16 protein-coding genes and 1 riboswitch are annotated in these 19,576 nt (G+C 49.9%); of the genes, 3 read left to right on the top strand and 13 right to left on the bottom strand.

All coding sequences use genetic code 11. The features are described from left to right. Positions 1–560: 560 nt before the first annotated feature. From D1B31_RS13590 to D1B31_RS13575, 3 genes are all read right to left on the bottom strand, one after another. On the bottom strand, positions 561–1,259 hold the full coding sequence (locus D1B31_RS13590) for a Crp/Fnr family transcriptional regulator (protein WP_118921328.1): 699 nt from the start codon (positions 1,257–1,259) through the stop codon (positions 561–563). Between the two features lie 400 nt (positions 1,260–1,659). Continuing rightward, a complete protein-coding gene (locus tag D1B31_RS13585) occupies positions 1,660–3,576 on the bottom strand; it encodes a heavy metal translocating P-type ATPase (RefSeq protein WP_118921327.1) in 1,917 nt (638 codons plus the stop codon). A 268-nt stretch (positions 3,577–3,844) separates the two neighbouring features. Continuing rightward, positions 3,845–4,066: a heavy-metal-associated domain-containing protein gene (locus tag D1B31_RS13575; RefSeq protein WP_118921325.1), complete on the bottom strand. Its 222-nt coding sequence runs from the start codon at positions 4,064–4,066 to the stop codon at positions 3,845–3,847. 380 nt (positions 4,067–4,446) lie between these two features. On the opposite strand from D1B31_RS13575, the gene D1B31_RS13570 reads away from it, so the two are divergent. Then, positions 4,447–5,559, top strand: a complete 1,113-nt coding sequence (locus tag D1B31_RS13570) for an acyltransferase (protein WP_118921324.1) — start codon at positions 4,447–4,449, stop codon at positions 5,557–5,559. A gap of 148 nt (positions 5,560–5,707) precedes the next feature. Here the strand turns inward: D1B31_RS13570 and D1B31_RS13565 are convergent, their stop codons facing one another. After that, the gene (locus D1B31_RS13565; RefSeq protein ID WP_118921323.1) at positions 5,708–7,234 is read right to left on the bottom strand and encodes a flotillin family protein; all 1,527 of its coding nucleotides are present in this window, start codon (positions 7,232–7,234) and stop codon (positions 5,708–5,710) included. Between the two features lie 11 nt (positions 7,235–7,245). Further along, complete coding sequence (locus D1B31_RS13560) at positions 7,246–7,788, bottom strand: NfeD family membrane protein (protein ID WP_118921322.1); 543 nt, start codon at positions 7,786–7,788, stop codon at positions 7,246–7,248. A gap of 235 nt (positions 7,789–8,023) precedes the next feature. Between D1B31_RS13560 and D1B31_RS25040 the strand changes: the two genes are divergently transcribed. Next, a complete protein-coding gene (locus D1B31_RS25040) occupies positions 8,024–8,158 on the top strand; it encodes a hypothetical protein (RefSeq protein ID WP_275670721.1) in 135 nt (44 codons plus the stop codon). Between the two features lie 662 nt (positions 8,159–8,820). Here the strand turns inward: D1B31_RS25040 and D1B31_RS13555 are convergent. The 3 genes from D1B31_RS13555 to D1B31_RS13545 all read right to left on the bottom strand — a co-directional run bounded on the left by D1B31_RS13555 (position 8,821) and on the right by D1B31_RS13545 (position 11,179). Continuing rightward, the gene (locus tag D1B31_RS13555; protein WP_118921509.1) at positions 8,821–9,561 is read right to left on the bottom strand and encodes an amino acid ABC transporter ATP-binding protein; all 741 of its coding nucleotides are present in this window, start codon (positions 9,559–9,561) and stop codon (positions 8,821–8,823) included. 105 nt (positions 9,562–9,666) lie between these two features. Next, on the bottom strand, positions 9,667–10,365 hold the full coding sequence (locus tag D1B31_RS13550) for an amino acid ABC transporter permease (RefSeq protein WP_118921321.1): 699 nt from the start codon (positions 10,363–10,365) through the stop codon (positions 9,667–9,669). Beyond that, entirely contained in the window at positions 10,352–11,179 is an 828-nt protein-coding gene (locus D1B31_RS13545) for an amino acid ABC transporter substrate-binding protein (RefSeq protein ID WP_275670720.1), read from the bottom strand. Before D1B31_RS13545 ends, D1B31_RS13550 begins: the two co-directional genes overlap by 14 nt. A 436-nt stretch (positions 11,180–11,615) precedes the next feature. Between D1B31_RS13545 and D1B31_RS24290 the strand changes: the two genes are divergently transcribed. Beyond that, a complete protein-coding gene (locus D1B31_RS24290; protein ID WP_158587542.1) occupies positions 11,616–11,978 on the top strand; it encodes a hypothetical protein in 363 nt (120 codons plus the stop codon). Here D1B31_RS24290 and D1B31_RS13535 read toward each other — a convergent pair. The 5 genes from D1B31_RS13535 to D1B31_RS13515 all read right to left on the bottom strand — a co-directional run bounded on the left by D1B31_RS13535 (position 11,915) and on the right by D1B31_RS13515 (position 19,506). Beyond that, a complete protein-coding gene (locus D1B31_RS13535) occupies positions 11,915–13,342 on the bottom strand; it encodes an amino acid permease (protein WP_118921319.1) in 1,428 nt (475 codons plus the stop codon). The two genes, D1B31_RS24290 and D1B31_RS13535, sit on opposite strands and share 64 nt — an antisense overlap. Before the next feature lie 172 nt (positions 13,343–13,514). After that, positions 13,515–13,691, bottom strand: a riboswitch (Lysine riboswitch). 182 nt (positions 13,692–13,873) lie between these two features. Then, entirely contained in the window at positions 13,874–15,082 is a 1,209-nt protein-coding gene (locus D1B31_RS13530) for an MASE3 domain-containing protein (protein WP_158587541.1), read from the bottom strand. Positions 15,083–15,309: 227 nt separating this feature from the next. After that, positions 15,310–16,137: an ammonia-dependent NAD(+) synthetase gene (gene nadE / locus D1B31_RS13525; protein ID WP_240035265.1), complete on the bottom strand. Its 828-nt coding sequence runs from the start codon at positions 16,135–16,137 to the stop codon at positions 15,310–15,312. A gap of 133 nt (positions 16,138–16,270) precedes the next feature. Beyond that, on the bottom strand, positions 16,271–17,782 hold the full coding sequence (gene cls / locus D1B31_RS13520; RefSeq protein WP_118921317.1) for a cardiolipin synthase: 1,512 nt from the start codon (positions 17,780–17,782) through the stop codon (positions 16,271–16,273). Between the two features lie 701 nt (positions 17,783–18,483). Then, positions 18,484–19,506, bottom strand: coding sequence for a ThiF family adenylyltransferase (locus D1B31_RS13515; RefSeq protein WP_118921316.1), 1,023 nt, complete (start codon positions 19,504–19,506; stop codon positions 18,484–18,486). Positions 19,507–19,576: the final 70 nt, after the last annotated feature.

The raw sequence follows: 19,576 nt of genomic DNA, 5'->3' as shown, positions 1-19,576 counted from the left end.
AAAAGTGAGGCAGGGGACGGTTCTACTGCTTCATTTGGGAGGCGAAATAAGCAGCGGGACGGTTCTAGCGCTTCATTCGGGAGGCGAAATAGTTCAAATGGGGTCATTTCCGGATAAACCGGAAATAAGTCCGGCTATCGCCACAAATATTACGGATAAATCTAGCAAACTGCTAGCACCTCCCTCTCTCTTGCAGGACCAGTCCCCTTCCGTCTACTCACCGATTCCTCGTGTTTGGCAGTTCATTCACTAAGAAACATATTATCGTTGTCTTCTCAGCGGCGGAGTTATCGCTTCCACTTCCTGTTCACTGATTCGCCTTGGCTGACAGTTCATTCACTTAAAAAACCCGTTATCGTCGTCTCCCCTTCGGCGGAGTTACCCCTCCACTTCACCATGCACCAATTCGCCTTGACTGGCAGTTCGTTAACAAAAGCCGGCTATATAAAACCTAAGGCATTCCGCTGCTACGGAATGCCTTTTTCACTTTCCACAAAAGTGCCTGGCACCATGGCGGGACATTCTTCGTCCCACCATGGTGCCAGGCACTAAAATCCTTCTCACACCAGCAGCAGCCCATCCAAATCCACGATTTCTATTTGCCGGCGCGGTTTCTGCCGTATCAAACCGGCGTCTTCGAGGTCGCCGAGTTTGCGGGAAATTGTTTCGGGGGTCGTCCCGAGATACGAAGCGAGGTCTTTTTTGCTCATCGGCAGGACGATTTCCTGAGAGGTTCCGTCCGATTCCAAACACTCCGCGAGGAACAGCGCAATCCGCGTCTCCACTTTTTCGGTTGCGAACCGGGCGCTCTGCTTCTCCGACTGTGCGAGCCGGCTCGAGAATTCCCCAAGAATCCGCAATGAAATCGTTGGGTATTTCAGCAAAAACGCCTGCAAATCCTGGCGCCTGATCAGGCAAACCTGCGTTTCCTCCATCGCTTCGGCAAACGATTCGTGGACCGATTCGCTGAACAACGCAAGCTCGCCTGTGAATTCACCCGTATAAAGGATTCGCAAAAGCTGCTCTCGGCCCGACTCCGACAGCCGATAAATCCTGATTTTCCCCTTGCTGACGATGTAAAGCGAATCAGACGTGTCACCCGCCTGATAAATCAGCTCCCCTTTTTTGAACGAAAGCGAACGCGCCACCTCCATGATTTCGTTCATTTGCGCCTCCTCCAAATGGTTGAAGATCGGCACGAGCGAAACGCACGCTTTATGTGTAAGATGGCTGCAGCTAGCAGCTTGTCTCGATTCCATGTCAGTTCCTCCTTTCAAAATTTCTTACTCTCCATATTTCTTTCCCTCATTTTCACCTATCGCTTCGCCCGCGTCCACCCTTTACCCCTGTTGGATATATATGGCAGCGAGAATATGCTGTTGCAGCCTAAGCGAAGCCGGCACCTAAACCTAAACGGCTTTCGCTGAATAGGGAGCGGATGCGGACGAATGAGGTGGAAATCCGGACGAATAGCCTGCGTTTCTGGACGAATCCCCTCGTTTGCCGACGAATCCTCCTCGTTTCCTGGACGAATCCCCCGCGTATCCGGACGAATGACTCCCGATACGCGACGAATCTCCCTTCAATTCGAACGAATGAAGTCCCGCTCCGTTGCAAAACGCACTTCCAGCGGCAAAATCCAAATCCTATCCACGAAACCTACCGCGAAACCGCCTCAACTCCACCCGCTCGTCCACCGGCTATCTTCCCGCCAAAACGAAACCAAAACCGCGAACCAGCTCCAAACCGAATCAGCCGCATCGCGTTCAAAATCACGAGCACGACACTCGCTTCGTGAATGAACATCCCGGAAGCAAGGTGCACCGAGCCGTACAACACGCCAATCAGCAGCACCACCGCCGTCCCAATCGCAAACGCCGTGTTTTGCTTCATGTTGCGGATCGTTGCTTTTGCCAAAGAGTAGGCATGTGACAGCTGCCCGAGCTTGTCGGCCATCAGTACGACCCCGGCCGTTTCCATCGAAATGTCAGTTCCGCCTTCGCCCATCGCAAGCCCGATATCGGCAGTCGCAATCGCCGGCGCGTCGTTAATCCCATCGCCCGCCATCGCCACGACCCTCCCCTCGTCCTTCAACCGCTTCACGAAGGCGGCCTTCTGTTCCGGAAGCATCTCCGCGACAAACTCATCCATGCCGAGCTGGGCCGCAACCAATTCAGCGGTATGGCGGTTATCGCCTGTCAGCATAATCATTTTCCGGACGCCATTCTTCCTCAGCTCAGCCAATGCCTCACGAGCATCGTCGCGAATCTGGTCGGCAATCGAAATGATCCCCGCCAACTCCCCGTCCACCGCTGCAAAAACCGCCATGTTGCCAGCTTTTTCACGCTCAACCGCATACTCCGCGGCCTCACCAGCAAGCGGAACCCCCGCCAACTCCAGCAAAGCGCGATTCCCGATCACGAGCGCAACCCCATCAACAACAGCGCGGACGCCGTGGCCCTTGACCACCTCACCGTTTTCAACCTCGGCGCCCAATGCCAAATCTCGTGCCTTCGCCTCCTTGACAATCACACGGCCTAGGTGGTGTTCGGAAATCGTTTCAGCCGTACCAATCAAACGCAGCAGCTCTTCCACATTCATTTTGCCAAAAACCTTCACATCCGTTACTTCAGGTTTCCCCTTCGTCAACGTCCCCGTTTTATCAAAAACAACCGTATCAACCTTTGATAACGTATCCATGATTTCCCCACCCTTAATCAGGACGCCATGCTTCGCGCCATTGCCAATCCCGGCGACGCTTGAAACCGGCGCCCCAATCACGAGCGCGCCCGGACAAGCAATGACAAGGAACGTAATCGCCAGCTTCAAGTCCCGCGTCACAATAAACACGAGGACGGCCAGCACCATGATCGCCGGCGTATAATAAGCCGCAAACGAATCAAGAAACTTCTCGGCCTTCGACTTCGACTCCTGCGCCTCCTCGACCAACTCGATAATTTTTGCAAAAGTCGTGTCATCTCCAACCTTCTCCGCGACAATCTCAATGTAGCCATTGTCGACAATCGTCCCGCTATAAACCGCGTCACCAAGCGCCTTTCCAACCGGCACCGCTTCCCCGGTCACAGCAGCTTCACTCAAATCCGCCTGCCCCGACACGATGCTCCCGTCAACCGGCACCTTCCCGCCCGGCCGGATAATCACCCGGTCGCCGATCACAACCTCCTCCACCGGCACCGTCACCTCATCGCCATCCCGGACCACCGTTGCTTCCTGCGGCGCCATATCAACCAGCTTCCTGAGCGAGGACCGCGTCTTCTCCAGCGTCCGCGCCTCAAGGAAATCGCCGAACAAGAACAGAAACGTCACCACCGACGACTCCGTAAACTCCTGCAAATAAACCGCCCCAACCACCGCAATCGTCACCAGCACATCAATGCTGAACACCCGCATCCGCACCGACTGGACCGCCTTCAAGAAAATCGGCGTCCCCGCCAGCACCGTCGCAACCACCAGCGCCGCCGTCTTCACCCCCGCGAACCCAAACCAGCCCGCCGCAAACCCCGCCACAATCAACAAAAACGCTGCCGCCGTCAACTTATTTTTATATTTCGCCATTCTTCAAACCCCTTCCCTTTCTCTTTCCTTCATCATAAAGGAGAACCCCGCCCCCGTAATTGACCCCAATCAAGTTTGCTCTCAATTTCAAGCCCCCCTTGGCAAAATAAAAACCTTTCGTTTTGTTTCCGTGACCTAGATCGGTAAAGAGGCTCTCCCTCAACCAGGATGGCATGAAAAATGGCCCGCTTCCGTGCTGTTCGCGGAGTGAGCCATTTATGGTTTTCTCTCTCTGTCATAAGTGATTCATATCTTTCATTACAGCCTGTTACGAAACCTTTTGCGACAATACCGGATAGCCCAACTTCTTAAGCGTTTCTTCAATCCCGCTCGCGCTGATTTGCCCTTCATTAAATTCTGTCTTTACCTTGCTTAAGTTAAATAGCACCTTTACCGAAGTGACGCCCTCCGTTTTGCTTAGCGCTGTTTCAATCCTCTTAATGCATGACGGACAAGTAAGTGTATCAAGTTGAAAAACTGCTTTTTTCATTATAAATTCCTCCATTCATTATCTTTCTAACATCAATACTAAACCACATCCCACAATAAAAAATTGACCACCGTCAAGTTTCAGTAAGGCAGCATCAAGTTTCAGAGTTTCAAGTGAGGCAGGGGACGGTTCCACTGCTTCATTCGAGAGGCGAAATAATTAAGACAGAACCAACTCGGAACAATCCGGTAAGAGGAGTGGCGGCTTGCTCTCCCAAGCTAAAACATTATACTGATGTAACATTATTGCTATTTTGTTACACCATGAAAAAGTTTTATTAAAATACCTTTACAAATGAGGAATTACTAATGACTTTCCTTTACCATGTAGTAGTTAGGAATTTAGACAGCTTTCGCTACTACAGACAGGGATGTGAGATCATGAGTACTGATAGGAGACATCTTTCCGAAATTCATATTTTAAGAGCCATTGGCTGCTTATTTGTTCTTCTTGTCCATGTTTCAGCTGCCTTCTATTACGAGCATGGCGAAAAATATAATGAAATTACTCTTTTTATTAATCAAATCAGCCGTTTCGGAACTCCGATGTTCGCTCTGATAAGTGGATTTCTTCTTTTTTATCAAGTAAGGTTCAAGGGCTTCGATTTGAAAAGGTTTATATCCAGCCGTTTTACCAAAATTGGTTTGCCTTTTTTATTTTGGAGTATCTTTTATTTATTGTTTTCTTATTTGATCCTTGGGGTAAACCCGCTGGCATCCGGTAAAAAAATATTTCTTGTGAATTTTGCATTCGGCAATTTTTTCTATCATCTTTATTTTATGTCGATTGTTTTTCAATTTTATTTACTGTTTCCGCTTTTGCAACGGGTCAGGAGTAAAAAAATCTGGCCGGTTCTATTGGCCTTGTCGGTGCTTGTAAACCTATATTTTTTAAAGCTTTACACCCCCGGACAGTATGAGGGGATTTGGCGTGTCATTCTCAGCCAGCGCGCATTTTTGCCAAGCTGGATCTTCTTCTTCATTTTCGGCGGGTTCTTAGCTAATTATTGGGAGATAATTTTTTCGTTTTCCAAAAAGCACAGAAACATTTTAGGTATCGCTGTATTACTAATCACTGCTGCTGCCGTATGGGAATACAAAACAGTTGGCTCCATCCCGTCAAACAGGGCGACGAACATGATTAACATTCCAATCATTACATTGTTTGTGATCGGGATTGGAGACCTAATAGGAAAATTAAAATGGCTAAGCCGATTCTTTACCCAAATCGGATCATTATCAATGGCCATTTACCTGGTGCACCCTTTTGTTTTATATTGTTTCCAAACAACAGCACCCAGTTATATTTGGAAGGCATCCCTTTTCCCAGTCATATTTACATTTGTCCTTTTAGGGACAATACTCGTGGTAAAAATAATCCAATTACTGCCGTTTAACCAATATATCTTGACGGTGCCAAAAGTGAAGCCAGCTAAAAATAATGTCAGCTTGAAGCCTGCCAGCGTACAGGCAAATTCTTATTTGTCCCAGTAACGAAAAACACCAAAAAGAAAAGCCACTCCCGAAAGTAAAGCGGGAATGGCTCTTCGATTCTATAATGTATGCAGTTTGTCCTCCGTTGGTTCCTTCTTAATTTATTTCGCCTCTCGAATGAAGCATTGGAACCGTCCCCTGCATCACGTTAAGACTTCACGGTTTCCTTCTGGCTTTCCTCTTTCATGACGGTTTCGATGACGTTCTGGCGTACGTTTGACTTGCCTGCATAAGATTCGATTAGTTCCTTCAAATCGATGCCGCTGGATGCCTTCAATGTTTCCTGAAGGCCCGCCATCAAGTTTGTGGCATAGCCGGTAACGCGGTTCGCGCCCCCGCCAGCACCGCCGCCGCCAGTGTCGACGATGGAAATTTTGTCAATATTGGCAAGTGGAGCGGCAACCTGCTTCGCGTATTCAGGAAGCATTTTCATGATCATGTCCATTACTGCTGCCTCGCCGAACTGCTCGAACGCTTCGGCGATCTTCTGCTTCGCTTCCGCTTCGGCAAGACCTTTCAGGCGGATGATTTCCGCATCGGATTCACCTTGTGCCCTGACGGCGTCCGCTTTTGCAAGACCGTCGAGGCGGATGCGCTCGGCTTCTGCCTTTGCCATTGCTTCAATCCGGTATTTGTTTGCTTCAGCCTCAGCCATTTGCTTTGCCTTTTCAGCGGCGGCAGCTTGCTCAACGGAGTAACGGTCTGCGTCTGCCTTCTTCTTGACTTCTGAATCATATTGGCGCTCACGGCGCTGGATTTCTTTTTCTTCAAGCTCGATTTGCTTCTGGCGCTCAATGATTTTGATTTGCATTTCCTGCTCGGTTACCTGCTGCTTTGAGCGGGCTGTTTCAAGGTCGTATGCCTGGTCGGCACGGGCTTTCGCGCTGTCCTGCTCGGCGCGGAATTCGGCGACCTTCAGCTGATTAACCTTTTCAGCTTCAGCGATTTCAGTCGCGCGCTCAAGCTCGGCGCGCTTCGCTTCCTTCGCGGCTTCCGCCCTTTTGACGCGTGTTTCCATTTCCGCCTCGGCCGTTGCGATATCGGCATCGCGCTTAACCTGGGCGATTCGCGGTTTACCAAGCGAGTCGAGGTATCCGTTTTTGTCACGGACATCTTTAATTGTGAATGAAACAATCACGAGGCCCATTTTTGCAAGGTCCTGGGAAGCGACGCGCTGGACTTCCTGTGAGAACTTGTCACGGTTTTTATAAATTTCTTCAACGGTCATCGAACCGAGGATCGAACGGAGGTGCCCTTCAAGGACTTCCTTCGCTTCGTTCTCGCGGTCTGACTTCGCTTTGCCGAGGAACTGCTCGGCCGCGGTCGCGATTTCGGAAATGGAACCGCCGATTTTAATAATCGCGACACCGTCCGCCATGACCGGAACACCCTGCTCCGTGTACACTTCCGGAGTCGTTACCTCAAGCTTGCTCGACAATAAGCTGAGCGGCTGGGACTGCTGGAACACTGGCAAAATAAACGTACCGCCGCCGCGGATAATCTTGATTTTATTACCTGACTCATCTACATGGACATTTTTATTGCCAAGCATGCTGCCCGTGACAATCAACGCCTCATCGGGGCCAGCCGTCTTATACTTCGTGACAAATACAGCCAGAAGCGCTACAACGATAAAGACCGCGATCCCCACTACAATCCACATCATATCAATCATTTAATCTCCTCCTAGATCCACTCGTTTTCGATTTTCTCTTTTACTGCGACTTGAAGCACTCCATTGGCTGTATCAACAATCAGCACATCCTTGCCGGAACTGATTTCAGCGCCGTCGAAGCTTGCGGCAGGTTTTGCAATCCGCCCGCTGATGCTGTCAATCATCACCTCGCCGTATCCGTCTGCAGGAATGGACGTAATCACCTTCCCAATCCGCCCGCGCAAATCAGACTCATTGTAGGAAAGCGACGCTTCCGCCTGCGACAACGGCACAAGCACGAACACATTCAGCAGTGTCACAAGGACCGCCGAGATTCCTGCGGAAATCACAAGAATCAGCAGCGAAGAAATGCTCGTCATCTTCTCAAAAATAAACCCGCCAGCCGACAAAAATGTAATGAATGAAAATAAAAGGACGGGGTTCATAAAATCCAAACTGTCCAACAAAGCCGAAAACACATCATTAAACAGCACGTAAATCAGTGTCAGTCCTCCGGCTATAATCAGGCTGTACAAATAAATCGTTTCAATAGGTACACCATTAATCGTTTCCATTTGCCATCACCCCCGATTGTCGTCTTCCCTTTTATTTTACAGTAAGGTATACGGGTAAGAATACAAAAAGTTTCGATAAAAGAAATATTTGTAACATTTTTTGCAAAAATTTCAAAAACGGACTGTTTGTTCTTTTGCAAAATCATTAAAAGTCCCGCCCACGTTTACTTTTGAAAAAATGAGGGTATAAGACTAATAGAGAGGGAAATAACATCATAAGGGGGAGGTCATCACCATGGAACCAATCGATCATTTGGCATGGGTTGTCCCGACCATACTGGGAATCTCATTCATTACCTCACTCATCGCAATTTCAAAAAAACCGCACTATCTCACCGCCAAAATCAAGAGGCGAAACTATAACAGGTAAGACAGACGAACGCGCCGGCCGAAAAGCCAGCGCGCTTTTTTTGCAAAAAATCTTATCCGACTTGTGCTGTCGTTGAGAACGCCCCTATTCGACCGTAGAATCATTTTTTGCCGCTACGGGCGTTGAGAACGCTCCTATTCGACCGCAGAGTCATTTTTTTGCCGCTGCGGTCGTTGAGAACGCCCCTATTCGATCGCAGAATCATTTTTTTGCCGCTACGGTCGTTGAGAACACTCCTATTCGACCGCAGAATCAACTTTTTGCCGCTACGGGCGTTGAGAACGCTCCTATTCGACCGCAGAGTCACTTTTTTGCTGCTGCGGTCGTTGAGAACACTCCTATTCGACCGCAGAGTCACTTTTTTGCTGCTGCGGTCGTTGAGAACGCCCCTATTCGACCGCAGAGTCATTTTTTTGCCGCTGCGGGCGTTGAGAACGCTCCTATTCGACCGCAGAGTCATTTTTTTGCCGCTGCGGTCGTTGAGAACACTCCTATTCGACCGCAGAGTCACTTTTTTGCCGCTGCGGTCGTTGAGATCCAGTCTCTCCAACCCAGGAAGCGAAAATCCTACTGTCAGAGGGTCACTTCATTTCTTCCGTAAACATTTCCGGCACCTTTTTTGCACAAGAAAAAACGCCAGCCACCAAGCCAGCGCTTCCTGTCTATTCCGCCTGTATCAAATTCAAGAATTGCCGTGTCCGGTCATGCTTCGGGTTGGTGAAGATATTTTCTGGATGGTCGCGTTCGACGACAACGCCCTTGTCCATGAAAATAACCTCATTGGCCGCTTCACGGGCGAATCGCATTTCGTGGGTGACAACGACCATCGTCATCCCTTCGGCCGCGAGATCCTTCATCACCTTTAGCACCTCGCCGACAAGCTCGGGGTCCAGTGCGGACGTCGGTTCGTCAAACAGCATTACTTCCGGCTCCATCGCCAGCGCCCGGGCAATCCCGACCCGCTGCTGCTGTCCGCCGGAAAGCTGGTGCGGATAAGAATCCAACTTGTCGGCAAGGCCAACCTTTTGCAAAATCATCGCCGCTTTCTGCCGCGCCTGCTCCTTGTTCTCGCCTTTGACAATAACCGGCCCTTCCATTACATTCTCAAGCGCCGTCTTATGCGGGAACAAATTATAACTCTGGAACACCATCCCGGTCAGCCTCCGGAACGAAGCAATGTTCTTCTTCGGAACCTCGTGCGAGAAATCGAGCGTCTTTCCAGAAATCGTAACGCTTCCCGCAGTCGGCGTCTCAAGAATATTGAGGCAGCGGAGGAGGGTTGTTTTGCCGGAACCGGACGGGCCAATCACAACGACCACATTCCCTTTCCCAACATCCAAATCGATTCCCTTCAGCACCTCAAGGTCACCGAACCGCTTCACTAAACCTTTTATTGAAATCATCGGGACATTCGCACCCGGTCCATTCACAGTACTCATCCTTCCATCCCCCTCAACATGACGCCGCCAAGCCTCAGGCAACTTTCGAAATCCATCCACGGCATGCTGTTACTTAACATACCGGTCCAGCTTCGCTTCCAGTTTGCCTTGGCCGAGTGACAGCCCAAAGCAGATAATCCAGTAAAGCAGCGCCGCTTCCGTGTAAAGCAGCAGGAATTCATAGTTCGTCGCCGCGATTTCCTGGGCGCGCCTGAACATTTCCGTCACAAGAATCATCGCCGCTAGCGACGTGTCTTTCACAAGGCTGATGAACGTATTCGACAGCGGCGGCACGGAAACCCTTGCTGCCTGTGGCAAAATGATCCTTTTCAGCAGCTGCGGATACGTCATGCCAATGGAATAGCCCGCTTCCCACTGCCCTTTTGGGATGGACAAAATCGCAGCGCGGATGACTTCCGATGCATAGGCGCCGACATTGAGCGAGAAGCCGATCACCGCTGCCGGAAACGGGTCAATCACGATGCCGACAGTCGGCAGACCGTAAAAGAGAATGAATAACTGAACCAACAGCGGCGTGCCGCGGATCGCCGACACATAAAAGCGCGCGATTCCCTGGAGCACTTTCACACTCGAAATCCGCGCAAGCGCCGTCAAAATCGCCAGAACAAGCCCGACAACGAAGGAAATGAGCGTCAGCGGGATTGTATAATAAATAGCCCCCTCCAGCAAAGGCAGGAGGGAACTTTTTGCAATCGCAACAAGCCGGTCAATCCGGGCGGGGTCGGCGAAAATACTATTCAAGTACATTCTCGCCAAACCATTTCTCGGAAATTTTATCGTATGTGCCGTCCTTGATTATCTCTTCAAGCGCCTTGTCTACTTCCTTCACAAGCGACTCGCTGTCTTTGCGGAACATGAGACCGCTCTTTGAAGCATTGCCAGACGTCGCGACAATTTTCACCTTCGCATCCGGGCGCTTCTTTTTGAAATCAAGGAAAGACAGATTGTCGTTCACCGTCACATCGGCCCGCTTCGAATTGATCAGCTCAATCGCCTGGTTGAAGCCCTCGACACTGACAATCTCAGCACCGTGTTCCCTTGCGATATCCGCATAGTTACTTGTCATCGACTGCGCAGACTTAAGGCCCTTCATATCATCAAACGACTTCACTTTATCATTATCATTGTGCGCAATCAGCACAGCAGTCGACGTGATATAAGGAATCGAGAACAAGTACTTTTCCTCGCGTTCCGGTTTAATTCCAACCTGGTTCGCAATCATATCAAAACGCTTCGCATCAAGTCCGCCGAAAATCGCATCCCACTGCGTCTCCAAGAACTGCGCCTTCACACCGAGACGCTTCGCAACCTCCTCGGCAACCTCAACATCAAAGCCAGTCAGCTTGCCCTTGTCATCATGAAACGTAAACGGCGGATAAGTCCCCTCCGTCCCAACAACAAGCTTTCCTTCCTTCTTCACTTTCGCGAGCACATCATTCCCGCTCTTCGTTTCTTCATTATTTTTATTGTTTTTCGCATTGTCACCGTCATTCGAACCACACGCAGCAACAACGAAAACAAGACTCAGCATTAGTGCAAACAGCAAAGATAACCTCTTCACATTTAATCTCCCCTAATTCTTATTGGTTTGGTCAACATTAAATATCATATTACAGGAACAGCCACGTGTCAAAGGATAATTATCATTATTTTACCCTGCCTGTTGGAGATTAATCGTTTTATAGAAAAGACAGGTTCGTAAGTGCTTCTTTTTGGCAAAAGTGGTCCACGCCCTCGAGCCGGCAACAGTAAAAAAGTCCCTGCACGCAAAACTTGTTGCAACGTTTGCAGCTCCAACCAAAATTGCCGCTGGGCCACAAAGTATAAAGAATCCTTTCATCAGTAGAATACTTGCTCGGCATAAAAACAGCCTGCCAGGAATTCCTTGGCAGGCTGTTTTTCGTTCATCTAAATTTAGGGAGTTTTCGATCCGAATTCGCCGGTCATTCGATAAGATTTCGTCCGAATGGAATCATTAATCTTATACCGACTGCCACTTGGCAAAATCGAGCGGTATTTCGTTCGGATTTAGTGCTCAAATGGGGGTGTTCATCCCAAACGGATCTGCCATTCATCTTAATCCAGTGGTTATTCATCCGGATTGGGTACGCATTCGTCCGGATTCGTGGGTCATTCGTCCGGATGGGGCGTTCATTCTTAAAGGGGACTTCGCATTCGTCCTAATTCGGCCGACATTCGTCCAGATTCGGCAGGTATTCGTCCAGATTCCGGGTTCATTCGTCCGGAAGACATTTGTTCAAATCGTCCCACTTCACGGGGACTATTTATGCTACTTTCAAGCAGCACGTTTCTTTTTGCCAGCAAGATTTGCCGCAGTTGTCTTCCGAAGCGGGCCGTAGAAGAAGATTCCGCTCACAATCAGCAGCATCCCAAAGGTGAACGTCTTCAGATCAGCTGTTCCGCCGATAATGACCAAGGTGGAATAAATCGTCGAAATCGCCGCAATAATCCCATCGGACAAGCGCGATTTGTCGCCAAGATACGTCTCTCCTGTGATCACAAGCTTCAGCTGATACAGCGACGCGATGAGATACGGAACCAAGTACGACAGTGTCGCAATAATGATGACAAATTCAAACGCTTGTGAAATCGAATTCGAAATCGTCGAAAATATGAACAGTTGGCCAAGCCCGTTTGTGACGATCATCGAACGGACCGGGATGCCCTTTTTGTTTTCCTTCAGGAACGAAGGCAGGAACAGGCCTTGTTTCGCCGCCTGGAACGGAATTTCCGCGCTCAGCATGACCCAGCCGAGTGTCGAACCGATCAGGCTGATTAGTCCAAGCACAGCGAGCGCCTGGCCGCCGACCGGACCGAGTACCTTGATAATGGCATCAATCAGCGGCTTATCGGACGCAATCAGTTCATCTTGGCCGAGCATGCCCATGACAAGGAGCGAAATACTGATGTAAATCGCGAGTGCGATCAGCAATCCAAGGATGGATGCCCGTTTGACGTCGACTGCCCGTTTCGCCCTGGAGGCGAAGACAACGGCCGATTCGACGCCGATGAACGCCCATAGTGTTGTCAGGGCGGCGGAGTTCACCTGTCCGAGCAGCCCGATTGTCTGGCCGCTTCCATCCACTCTTGGCGCTGTCAGCGGCAGGATATTTGTTTTGCTAAAAGCGAACAGGCCAACGATGATGAACAGCACGAATCCAATCACCTTCGCAGCCGTGGCGGCAAAGTTGAGCCTGCCCGCGTTTTCGATTCCACGCAAAATGATCGTGTGGGTCACCCATAGCAGCATCGTGCAGACGATGAACGTCAAGCCGTTGCCGACCTTAATTGTGAGTCCGCCGATGTCAAACCATTTCGCCTGGCTTGTCAGAATCGGGAAGAATGTAGAAAGATAGCCTGCGAACGTCGTAATGATGGCGATGTTACCAGCCAGATTCCCGATCCAATAGCCCCATGTGGCCATGAAGCCTGACAAGGTCGAAGCCTGTGTGCCCGGCTTGAAGAGTGCTTTTGCATAAATTTGCGGTCCGCCCTGAAGCTCCGGCTTGCGGATGGCGAGGTTGCCGAACACGAGGACCGTCATCAGGACGCCGAATCCGGTCAAACACCATGCGAGCAGCACGCCTGCCGGGCTTGCGGCCGCCGACAATGTGCTCGGCAGCATAAAAATGCCCGAGCCAACCATATTTCCAACGACAAGCGCCGTTAAAATCCATAAACCAAGTTTGCCTTGCTTTTCCATCTAAGTGGTCCCCTTCCTGTATCCTCTCGGTGCTCAAGTGTGGAGAATCTATCGTTTTATCAAAAAAATTATTATGTTTATTGGAGCGGAGGGCACCGACTCCGAATGTTTTGCAAAAAATGCGCACAAAAAAACACACCCTGATACGGAGTATGTGGCTGCCGCATCAGACAAAACGGATAGTTCATCATGGCTCTCCCATGACAGTCCTGCACCTATTCGGATACAGTCCCAGCTGCCGCAGACAGAGACCTGCAGCGCTTCGGCGATTGATCCTTTCATCCGGCCTCACAGGGATCCCTGCCCCTCTTCCGGATTACTCATAAAAACCGCGACCTCTACCTCATCTTGAGCTGATGAGGATTATAGAATTAAATTTTAATGTAATCAAAAAGTACTAATCAAGGATAAAGGAGCCTGCCCCGTTTGTCAACGGAACAATCTGGATACAGAATGCAAAGTGCCTGGCACCATGGTTGGGCGTTTTTTGTCCCACCAGGGTGCCAGGCACTTTTTTCAAAGCATTTTTTTTTACAAGGTTTGCAGCATTCTTTCCTCTTGTGCTTCACCCGCCATTGGCCTCGTTTTTGCTGGTGTTGCCGCGCTTTGGATAAAGGTTGATATGTCTGTGGCGGTGCCGGCTATTTCAATGACAATGCCCTCTTTAATAATGGGGGCGAGGGAGATGATCAGGTGCCGGCCTTTCAGGAATGCTGTAAAGGTGTGTTTGTCACCGGACTCCCAACTGTCATTGCAATGGTCGATGACCGCGCCTGCCGCCGGCGGAAGGAGGTCTTCGACTTGCGTGCCGGCCATTTGGCAAGGCTTCAAACCCATCTCGCCGAGCAAGCCCCCATCAATATAGGAAAAGATAAAGCGGCCGTCCATTTTTGCAAAAGAAAAAACAGCTCCTGGGCTTTGCTTCATAATCGATTCCGCGCTGCTCTTTTTCTCTGGTTTGAGCAATAAATAAAGTCCCTTTAAGATAAAATAATAGCCGAGCACCTTGAAAATGTGGCCGGAAAAGTTATCGAGATCGACTACGCTTTGGTAGACGGTGAAGATCATTTCCGATAAAAACAAATAAGTGAAGGCGAGCGCCAGATTTAAGTAGGTTGTGCTTTTTTCAAGATAGTAACGGTACAGGCAGACGATGAGTGACAGGAAATGCAGGAAGCTGATGAAATATTCAAGCCCGTTTTTCAGGGATGTCGTCCCCTGCCCTTCGACGACCAGGACAGGCAGGCTGTTTTCAAACGTAAAGACAACTGCCGCAATCACTATTACAAGCAGAAAAGACGCCGCAAGAACATGCTTCCGCCAGTCTTTTCTCACCCTTATTTCCGGCATGACCAGGACTGTCAGAATCAAGGCGGCTTCAACCATTCGAGCAAACACCCAGAAACAGGTTGCTTTTGCCACAGAGCTTTCGGTCAGGAAGTGCGGCATCCCTTTGAAGCTTAGCGTGTGAAGCAGGTCCACCATTCCCACAGTGAAAAAGGCAAATAGAAGAATGAGCAGCTTAGCCGACTTGTTTTGTTCAAGCTTCCGCCAGCAATACAGCACAATTAAAAAGGAGATGGATATGCTTGAAAGCTCAAGGAGCGCATGAAACGACACATAGTTTACCGGGTCATAGATTTTTACTAGCTGGGGATGAAAAACATGAATTCCCAACAGCGCCATAACCGCCCCCATCACATACACAAGAAACCGCCACTCCGTCATCCGATCCTCCAACACACCCAACCTCCCCCACAATCCGATTTCCTCCATTATAAAAGCCCCAGCCCCAAAAAACAGAACCGAATATAGCAGAATTATGAAGATTCCCAAAACAATTTGTGAAGTAGGGTGAAGCACGGGGACGGTTCTACTGCTTCATTCGCCTCTCGAAAGAAGCAAGGGGACGGTTCTGCTGCTTCATTCGGAACCCGAATGAAGCGCTGGAACCGTCCCCTGCCTCATTATTTCTGCCACCATTCGCTGTGGATGCTGGCTGGCATGTGGCGTTTGTGTTCGGAGATGGTGAAGCGCTTTGCGATTTTGGCAGCGTCTTCTTCCGCAATTTGTTTGCCTTCAAGGTAGTCATCGATGACGTCGTAAGAGATACCGAGTTCTGTTTCGTCAGATTGCAGAGGTACGTGGTCGAGCAGGTCAGCTGTCGGCTCTTTCAAGTAAAGCCGTTCGACCGCGCCAAGCTCTTTCATTAGTTCCCGTCCCTGGCGCTTGTTCAGTCCGGTGAGCGGGAATACATCGGCGGCTCCGTCACCATGCTTCGTGAAGAAACCTGTTACCGCTTCGGCCGCATGGTCCGTGCCGACGACAAGCAGCCCGTTCATGCCGGCATATGCATACTGGGCAATCATCCGCATGCGCGCCTTGACGTTTCCCTTTTGGAAGTCGGCGAGCACTTGTCCTGTCCCGGCCCGCTCATACTCCGCTTTCACCGCATCAACAGCATCCTTGATATTAAACGTATACTCCTCATCCGCTTTAATAAAATCAAGCGCGAGCTGCGCATCGTCTTCATCCTTCTGCAAACCGTACGGCAGACGGATTGCGATGAACTTGGCTTCATAACCTTCTTCCCGAAGCTCCTCGGCCGCAAGCTGCGCAAGCCGGCCAGCGAGCGTCGAATCCTGCCCGCCGCTAATCCCGAGCACAAACCCCCTCGCTCCAGCCTTCTTGCAATAATCCTTCAAAAATCCAATCCGGTTGCTGATTTCCTCTTTCGGATCAATCACCGGCTTCACATGCAACTCCGAAATAATACGCTCCTGCATTGCATCCATTACAATCCCTCCTGCAACAAATTCCTACTATATTTTACCGCTAACCCAATGTTTAAGAAAGCACGGGGATGCACGGGGACGGTTCTGCTGCTTCTTTCGCCTCCCGAATGAAGCACTGGAACCGTCCCCTGCCTCACAGCACTCCCGAGAATAGTCGGGCGAATGATTCTTTTGTGCGGTTCCAGAGTCCTCTTTTGTAGAAGTCGACGGCGCCGATTTTTTCGCTGTGTTCGATGTCTTGTTCGTAGTGTTCGACGAGGTCGCGGATCGAGCTTGTGCCGTATAGAAAGACGTTGACCTCGAAATTCAGGTGGAAGCTGCGCATGTCCATGTTGGCTGTGCCGATTGAAGCTAAATTCCCGTCTACGATGATGACTTTTTGGTGCAGGAAGCCTTTTTGATAGGAGTAAATTTCGGCACCATAACGAAGCAACTCCGGAAAATACGACCTCGTCGCATATTGAGTAAGGAAGCTGTCGTTTATTTCCGGCACCATAATCCGGACTTCAAGCCCCTTTGTCGCGGCAATCCTTAGTGCCGTCCGAATTGACTCGTCCGGAACGAAATACGGCGTGGCAATCCAGATCGAATGCTTGGCCGCCGCCATCATTGCATAGAAAAAGTCACCCATAATCCCTTGCTGTGTATCTGGCCCGCTCGCCACGACCTGAATCGCCCCATCCAGCACACTATCCTCAATCGGATGCTTCTTAAGCAAGTCGGTATCGAGCATTTTCTCGCCGCTCACATACTCCCAATCGAGCAGAAAGATTGTATGCAGCGTGTATACCGCTTCCCCTTCCAGCATCATATGCGTGTCTCGCCAATAGCCGATTTCCTCGTCTTCGCCAAGATATTCAACGCCGACATTCAGACCGCCGACAAAGCCAATTTTGCCATCAATAATAATAATTTTCCGGTGATTGCGGAAATTGAATTTCTGGTTAAAGAATCCGAACTTAAGCGGCGAGAATGGAATCGCCTTAATGCCTGCTTCCTTCATCGCCCTCAAATCAGCCGCAACGAGCGAGCGGCTGCCCGCCGCGTCAAAGATGAACCGTACCTCAACGCCCGCTTCCGCCTTGTCGATCAGGATATCGATAATTTCCCGGCCAAGCCGGTCGGACCGGAATATATAATATTCAATGTGAATGAACGATTTTGCCCCGCGAAGCTGGTCTTTGATCTGGCCGAACGTTTCCTTGCCATTTTTCAAAATCACCGACCTGGAAGCGGTACTGATTGGCGTCATCGCGACCTTCCCGGCAAAATTCGCAAAATTCTCCTGGTTATCGACCAGGAAAGTCAAATCCGGCGTCGTTTCCGACCGCATCATCCGCTCCCACTGGTTTCGGTTCAGCTGGCGCTTTGTTTTGAACAAATAGCCCTTCAGCAGCAGCTGCCCCGAATACAAATAAAAAATGTAGCCAAGAAGCGGGATGAACAGCAGCACATAAATCCAGAGGAGCGTATGCTGCGCCGACCGGTTCTCAAGCATAAGCGAAAAAACGCTGACTAAAATAATCCCCGCATACAAGAGGGCGAACCCCAGCTTCCAAAGCGGCTGCACGTTTGTATACACAATCATATACAAACAAACCGTCAGCGCAATCACAAATAAAAACTCAATTCTCCGTTTCAGCATAGTGTCTCCCCATGTCAGCCGCAGCGAAATTCATTCTTCTTATACCTATACCCTAACCCTTTTGCAAAAAAAACATCCCGCCGAAGCATGAATAAGGCAGAGCTTTCAAATGACGATATCGATTTCCCGGCTTCTTGTTGGCGGCATAACGAAGAATTGATGCGCTGAAGACTCCAACAAACTCGATTGGCGCCCTTTCGCCGGCTTTGTCAGTTGAAAAGGCAGCATAAAACACTCTTGGCGACGTTTCGCAAAATTCTTAGGCTGAAAGGGCACCAAGAACTAAGCTTGGTGACTTTTCAATTAATTTTTCGGTGCAAAAGGCGTCAACAATCCTTTCAACGACTATAAGCTAAACAAACTCCGAAATTCGGGATTAGAGAACGCTTTTCTACGACCGAAACAGAAAAATTTCAGGAATATGGGCTTAGAGAACCCTTCTCTACGACCGAAACAAGAAAATTTTCGGCATTCGGGCTTAGAGAACCTTTCACTACGACCGTAACAAGTAAATTTTCGGCATTTGGGATTAGAGAACCCTCCTCTAAGACCGAAACGTGAAAGCTTCCGAAATTCGGCCTTAGAGAACACCTCTAACCGACTGAAATCTAAGAGTTCAAAAAACACGCCCGTCTCAACGACCGAATTTCATGATTGCACCAGTAGCTTAACAAATTTTGCAAACAAATCCCTACTTCGCCTCATGCCCCGGCATACCTCGCAAAGTACGACTTCGCCTCAGCTAAATCGTTTGTGCCGTGGATGAGGACGCGGCCGTCTTTGAAAAACACCATGCTGATTCGCTCGTCTGGCTCGAATTTAAGCAGGAACGGGTTGGCGGCGGTGACTTTGCCCGCCTCTCTCAATATATTCGCCAGCTTTTCAAGCTCAACGGGGTTCTTTTTGCGAGGATTGATCTGGACCGTGTCACGGCCGCACAAAGCGGTGAAGGCGACCTGCTTATCCGATGAACGATCGAGGAAATCGAACTTTCTTTTGCCACAGGCCGGGCAGTCCGGGTTGCGCCCATTCGAGATGTCCATTTGCATGTTCGAGTTGTACCAGATGTCAATTTGCTCAAGATTCGGGTTGTGCTCAGCACCAACGAGGATTTTTATGGCCTCCATTGCTTCGAAGGAACCGATAATTTCGGTAATCGGCGATAGGACGCCAATCGTGTCGCATGTTTCGCCGAGGCCTGCCTGGGCATCAGGAAACAGACAGCGGTAGCACGGCGTTTTGCCGGGAATGATGACCGCGAACATGCCTCGCGAGCTGACCGCCCCGCCGTAAACCCACGGAATGTTGAATTTTATTGAAATATCGTTCATTAAATAACGGATTGAAAAGTTGTCCGTGCCGTCGACGATGACATCAAAGCCGGCAAGAAGATCCTCGGCATTGTCGAGATTGACGTCGGCAATGACCGGGGCAATCGTGATTTCTGAATTCACCGCTCTCAGCCTGTCAGCTGCGGCAACTGCCTTCGGAAGATTTTTGCGCGCATCCTCCTCGGTGTATAGGGTCTGGCGTTGAAGATTAGACAATTCAACCAAGTCGCGGTCGATGAGCCGGACATAGCCGACGCCAGAGCGGACGAGATGATTGGCAATGACCGTGCCGAGCGCCCCCATTCCGACAATAGCCGCCCGGCTTGCCAGCAGCTTTCTTTGCCCTTCTTCCCCTATAGGCTTAAATAATATTTGCCGCGAATATCGTTCCATTTCGACCGCTCCTCCCAAAATTCGTCCAGTATCTACACTCCCATTATAAAAGCTTCCTGAATGAATTTAC

Origin of the sequence: Neobacillus notoginsengisoli (assembly GCF_003515685.1) — a bacterium.
GTDB lineage: Bacteria > Bacillota > Bacilli > Bacillales > Cytobacillaceae > Bacillus_D > Bacillus_D notoginsengisoli.
Note: the sequence above shows the minus strand (reverse complement) of the source record. Positions and strands in the feature narration are given on the sequence as shown.

Excerpts from the sequence above, each read along its gene's own strand:
- D1B31_RS13585 (WP_118921327.1), bottom strand. The coding sequence starts at position 3,576 with ATGGCGAAATATAAAAATAAGTTGACGGCGGCAGCGTTTTTGTTGATT.
- nadE (WP_240035265.1), bottom strand. The coding sequence starts at position 16,137 with ATGGATGCAATGCAGGAGCGTATTATTTCGGAGTTGCATGTGAAGCCG.
- D1B31_RS13560 (WP_118921322.1), bottom strand. The coding sequence starts at position 7,788 with ATGGAAACGATTAATGGTGTACCTATTGAAACGATTTATTTGTACAGC.
- D1B31_RS13590 (WP_118921328.1), bottom strand. The coding sequence starts at position 1,259 with ATGGAATCGAGACAAGCTGCTAGCTGCAGCCATCTTACACATAAAGCG.
- D1B31_RS13550 (WP_118921321.1), bottom strand. The coding sequence starts at position 10,365 with ATGTACTTGAATAGTATTTTCGCCGACCCCGCCCGGATTGACCGGCTT.
- D1B31_RS13570 (WP_118921324.1), top strand. The coding sequence starts at position 4,447 with ATGAGTACTGATAGGAGACATCTTTCCGAAATTCATATTTTAAGAGCC.
- D1B31_RS13555 (WP_118921509.1), bottom strand. The coding sequence starts at position 9,561 with ATGATTTCAATAAAAGGTTTAGTGAAGCGGTTCGGTGACCTTGAGGTG.
- cls (WP_118921317.1), bottom strand. The coding sequence starts at position 17,782 with ATGCTGAAACGGAGAATTGAGTTTTTATTTGTGATTGCGCTGACGGTT.
- D1B31_RS13565 (WP_118921323.1), bottom strand. The coding sequence starts at position 7,234 with ATGATTGATATGATGTGGATTGTAGTGGGGATCGCGGTCTTTATCGTT.
- D1B31_RS13575 (WP_118921325.1), bottom strand. The coding sequence starts at position 4,066 with ATGAAAAAAGCAGTTTTTCAACTTGATACACTTACTTGTCCGTCATGC.
- D1B31_RS25040 (WP_275670721.1), top strand. The coding sequence starts at position 8,024 with ATGGAACCAATCGATCATTTGGCATGGGTTGTCCCGACCATACTGGGA.
- D1B31_RS13535 (WP_118921319.1), bottom strand. The coding sequence starts at position 13,342 with ATGGAAAAGCAAGGCAAACTTGGTTTATGGATTTTAACGGCGCTTGTC.
- D1B31_RS13515 (WP_118921316.1), bottom strand. The coding sequence starts at position 19,506 with ATGGAACGATATTCGCGGCAAATATTATTTAAGCCTATAGGGGAAGAA.